This window comes from Streptomyces sp. NPDC059957, from assembly GCF_042730015.1.
Classification (GTDB): Bacteria; Actinomycetota; Actinomycetes; order Streptomycetales; family Streptomycetaceae; genus Streptomyces.
In genome coordinates this window covers 15,557-20,118 of sequence record NZ_JBHWMB010000056.1, presented here as the reverse complement: position 1 = coordinate 20,118, position 4,562 = coordinate 15,557, and the positions used below count along the sequence as shown (strand labels likewise).

Here is a 4,562-nt window from a genome sequence, read left to right as displayed (position 1 = left end):
AGAGGAGAGGAGCACTCTTGCCACCACCGGAAACCCCATTTTCATGCCTTACTCACAGAATCCAGGTGGCTGGCCCTTCACGCGGGTAGACAGCACGGGCTAGCGTCCCTGTACGTAGTAGTAGTAATACGCGGTGGAAGTGTCCTGGCCTCCGAGTGCGCTCTTCACCGGACTGCTGCGTTGCACCTTCGTCCCCGAGGGGTCGTTGGCCAGGTGGACGGAGCCCGATGCGGCGTGGGCCGATCCGGCGCCGAGGAGCGCGGCGACGGCGGAAACGGCGATGAGGAGCGACTTGCGCAGGGGGATCAGGGCAGCCATGGCTGTCCTCCTTGTCCGGGGGTGCAGGGCGGCGGGTCCGCCCTGTCCGATGCATTCATTGCGCCATCCCGAGGACCCCGGGGGCACGCCCCGGGATCACGTGACGTGACCGCCCGGCCCGTTTGTGGCACACTGCCCGGCTTTCGGCCGTGACCGGCGGGCGGGGCAGTCGGCAGGGACCGGCTGAATACCGTCGGTCCGCCGAACAAACCCCGGGCGGGACAGGATCACCGGAATGAAGCAACGGCAACGTTTTTTCACGGTGGGGAGGGGACCCGCGCCGTTACGGTTCCCCGGGATCTGGACGGACGCCCAGACGTTCGCCTTCCTTTCCCCGCTGATGAAGGAGAGCTCGACCGATGACCGTTGACACCAGCCCGGAAGCACAGCTGGATCCGCCCAAGCAGTCCAGCCTGGGCACGTCGGCCGCCCGCAACCTTGCCACCACGACCAAGTCCGCCCCGCAGATGCAGGAGATCACCTCCCGCTGGCTGCTGCGGATGCTCCCCTGGGTGGAGACCAAGGGCGGCGCCTACCGGGTGAACCGCCGGCTGAGCTACACCGTCGGCGACGGGAGCATCGAGTTCGTCCAGGACGGCGCCCGCGTCCAGGTGATCCCGCGCGAGCTGGGCGAGCTGGCCCTGCTGCGCGGCTTCGACGACGAGGAAGTGCTGACGGCGCTCGCCGGCCGCTGCGTCCAGCGCGATTTCCGTGCCGGTGAGGTGCTGGCCGAGCGGGGGGCTCCCGCCGAGCAGATCCACTTGATCGCCCACGGCCGGATCAGCCAGACCTCCGCGGGCAAGTACGGCGACGAGATCTCCGTCGCGGTGCTCGCTGACGGCGACCGATTCGGCGAGAACGCCCTGCTGGACTCCGACGCTCGGTGGGACTACACCGCAACCGCCGAAACCCCCGGCACCCTGCTCACGCTCTCCCGCGCGGACTTCGCCGGCATCGTCTCCGGGGCGCCGCAGCTCCAGGAGCACATCCAGCGGTTCAGCTCGCTGCCCCTGCAACGGCAGAACAAGCACGGCGAGGCCGAGATCGCGATGTCGGCGGGCCACACCGGCGAGGCCGATCTGCCCGGCACCTTCGTCGACTACGAATCCAAGCCGCGCGAGTACGAACTCTCCATCGCCCAGACCGTCCTGCGGGTCCACACGAGGGTCGCCGATCTCTACAACGGGCCGATGAACCAGACCGAGGAGCAACTCCGGCTCACGATCGAGGCGTTGCGCGAGCGCCAGGAACACGAGCTGGTGAACAACCGGGAGTTCGGCCTGCTCCACAACGCCGCCTTCAAGCAGCGGATCCAGACCCACTCCGGCCCGCCCACCCCGGACGACATGGACGAGCTGCTCTGCCGCCGCCGCGGCACCAAGCTCTTCCTCGCCCACCCCCGCACGATCGCGGCGATCGGCCGCGAGATGAACGCCCGCGGGCTCTACCCGGACCACGTGGACGTGGGCGGACAGCAGGTCCCGGCCTGGCGCGGGGTCCCGATCCTGCCCTGTAACAAGATCCCCATCACCAAGGAGAACACCAGCTCGATCCTCGCCATGCGTACCGGCGAGGACAACCAGGGCGTCATCGGGCTGCGCCAGACAGGTCTGCCGGAGGAGTACGAGCCGGGCCTGTCGGTCCGCTTCATGGGCATCGACGAGAAGTCGATCATTTCCTACCTGGTCACCACCTACTACTCCGCCGCGATCCTGGTGCCCGACGCGCTCGGCGTCCTGGAGAACGTGCAGATCGCCCGCCGCAGCGACTGACCGGCCGGCGGACCCGACCGACAAGACACCCCCCTAGGGCCGGCCGAGCGTGCCCGGGGTCCGGGGACAGACCACCCACCTCACCAAGGAGTCACGGATGCCCGAGCCCGGGCCTTCCCCTCTGCAGTCGAGCCTGCCCGGCGCCGCGGCCCGGTTCGGGGCCCACGTCCTCGGCACCGCCCAGGCCGCCGCATCCGGCGGCCCGCCGGCCCCGCCCGTACTGCCGGGCCTGCCCGCAGGGCCCGGCCTGCCCTTCCCGTCGCCATCAGCGGCCCCACCCACGACAGCGGCTCCACCCACGACAGCGGCTCCACCCACGACAGCGGCTCCACCCACGACAGCTGCCCCGCCCACCGCGCCCGCTCCACCCGCCCCGAGCGCCGCCCTGCGACGGCTCCTGAGCGGACCCAGCGGCCTGGGCACGGAGGGCCTGCACCCGGCCCGCAGGGGGGAGTCCGCCGCACCCGAGGCGGCTCCGGAGCCCGGGGCTCCGGCGGCCGGAAACCCGATCCCGGGCCTCTACTACCACCCCGTGCCCGAGCCGGACCCGGTGCGGGTCGAGGAGGTCAGCCGGCGCATCAAGGCCTGGGCGGTGGACGAGGTCGACCTGTTCCCCGAGGACTGGGAGAAGCAGTTCGACGGCTTCCAGGTCGGGCGCTACATGGTGGCCTGCCACCCGGACGCCCCCACCATCGAGCACCTGATGGTCGCCACCCGGCTGATGGTCGCCGAGAACGCGGTCGACGACGTCTACTGCGAGGACCACGGCGGCTCGCCCATCGGCCTCGGCGGGCGCCTCCTGCTGGCGCACACCGCCATCGACCCCCTCCACACGACGAAGGAGTACGAGCCGCAGTGGGCGCGGTCGCTCCAGTCGGACGCGCCCCGGCGCGCCTACAGCTCCGCCATGGAGTACTTCCTCGCGCAGGCCAGCCCCTCGCAGGCGGACCGCTACCGGCACGACATGGCCCGGCTGCACCTGGGGTACCTCGCCGAAGCGGCCTGGAGCCAGACGGAGTACGTCCCCGAGGTGTGGGAGTACCTGGCCATGCGGCAGTTCAACAACTTCCGCCCCTGCCCCACCATCACCGACACCGTCGGCGGGTACGAACTCCCGGCCGACCTGCACGCCCAGGCGCCCATGCAACGGGTCATCGCACTCGCCGGGAACGCCACCACCATCGTCAACGACCTCTACTCCTACACCAAGGAACTCGCCGCCCCCGGGCGGCACATGAACCTTCCCGTGGTGATCGCCGACCGGGAGGGGACCTCCGACAAGGAGGGCTATCTGAAGGCGGTCGAGGTCCACAACGACCTCATGCACGCCTTCGAAGCGGAGGCCGCCGCCCTGGCCGCGGCCTGCCCCGTACCGAGCGTGCTGCGCTTCCTGCGGGGAGTCGCCGTCTGGCTCGACGGCAACCACTACTGGCACCAGACCAATACCTATCGCTACAGCCTGCCCGACTTCTGGTAAGGACGGACCTATTCGTGACCAGCATCGATCTGACCACCGGCTCGAACGGCACCACCCCGGCCTCCGTGATCATTCCGGGTCCGGCGACCCCCTACCAGGGGGACATCGCCCGCTACTGGAACAACGAGGCCAGGCCCGTCAACCTGCGCCTCGGTGACGTGGACGGCCTCTACCACCACCACTACGGCATCGGCGACGTCGACCACTCCGCCCTCGGCGACACCGACGACAGCGCGTACGAGAAGAAGCTGGTCGCCGAGCTCCACCGGCTGGAGTCGGCGCAGGCCGAACTCCTCCTGGACCACCTCGGTCCCATCGGCCGCGAGGACACGCTCGTGGACGCCGGCTGCGGCCGCGGCGGCTCGATGGTGATGGCCCACCAGCGCTTCGGATCCAAGGTCGAGGGCGTCACCCTGTCCGCCAAGCAGGCCGACTTCGCCAACCAGCGCGCCCGCGAGCTCGGCATCGAGGACCACGTGCGGGCCCGCGTCTGCAACATGCTCGGCACGCCCTTCGAGACCGGGCAGGCCGCCGCGTCCTGGAACAACGAGTCGAGCATGTACGTCGACCTGGACGACCTCTTCGCCGAGCACTCCCGCGTCCTGAAGGTCGGCGGCCGGTACGTGACCATCACCGGCTGCTGGAACCCGCGGTACGGCCAGCCCTCGAAGTGGGTCTCCCAGATCAACGCGCACTTCGAGTGCAACATCCACTCCCGCCGGGAGTACCTGCGGGCCATGGCCGACAACCGCCTCGTGCCGCAGGCCGTCATCGACCTGACCCCCGCGACCCTGCCCTATTGGGAACTGCGGGCCACGTCCTCGCTGGTCACCGGCATCGAGGAGGCGTTCATCGAGTCCTACAAGGACGGCTCCTTCCAGTACGTGCTGATCGCAGCCGACCGCGTCTGACGACCGGCCCCGGGGGGGGGGGGGGGGGGCGGAGCAGAGCGGGATCGGAAGCTCGAAGAGCAGCCGACGACTAGAAAAAACTCA

The 4,562-nt window shown here is 69.9% G+C and carries 4 protein-coding genes; 3 read left to right on the top strand and 1 reads right to left on the bottom strand.

Annotated features, from left to right (window positions below):
- Nucleotides 1-99: 99 nt before the first annotated feature.
- The gene (locus ACFWBW_RS30110; protein WP_385378965.1) at nucleotides 100-318 is read right to left on the bottom strand and encodes a hypothetical protein; all 219 of its coding nucleotides are present in this window, start codon (nucleotides 316-318) and stop codon (nucleotides 100-102) included.
- Nucleotides 319-677: 359 nt separating this feature from the next.
- Between ACFWBW_RS30110 and ACFWBW_RS30105 the strand changes: the two genes are divergently transcribed.
- From ACFWBW_RS30105 to ACFWBW_RS30095, 3 genes are all read left to right on the top strand, one after another.
- Nucleotides 678-2,090 carry a family 2B encapsulin nanocompartment shell protein gene (locus ACFWBW_RS30105; protein WP_385378963.1) on the top strand — a complete coding sequence of 471 codons (1,413 nt, stop codon included), beginning with the start codon at nucleotides 678-680 and terminating at the stop codon, nucleotides 2,088-2,090.
- A 97-nt stretch (nucleotides 2,091-2,187) separates the two neighbouring features.
- Nucleotides 2,188-3,567, top strand: a complete 1,380-nt coding sequence (locus ACFWBW_RS30100; RefSeq protein ID WP_385378960.1) for a family 2 encapsulin nanocompartment cargo protein terpene cyclase — start codon at nucleotides 2,188-2,190, stop codon at nucleotides 3,565-3,567.
- 14 nt (nucleotides 3,568-3,581) lie between these two features.
- Nucleotides 3,582-4,478: a geranyl diphosphate 2-C-methyltransferase gene (locus ACFWBW_RS30095; protein ID WP_385378957.1), complete on the top strand. Its 897-nt coding sequence runs from the start codon at nucleotides 3,582-3,584 to the stop codon at nucleotides 4,476-4,478.
- The last annotated feature ends 84 nt before the right edge of the window (nucleotides 4,479-4,562 follow it).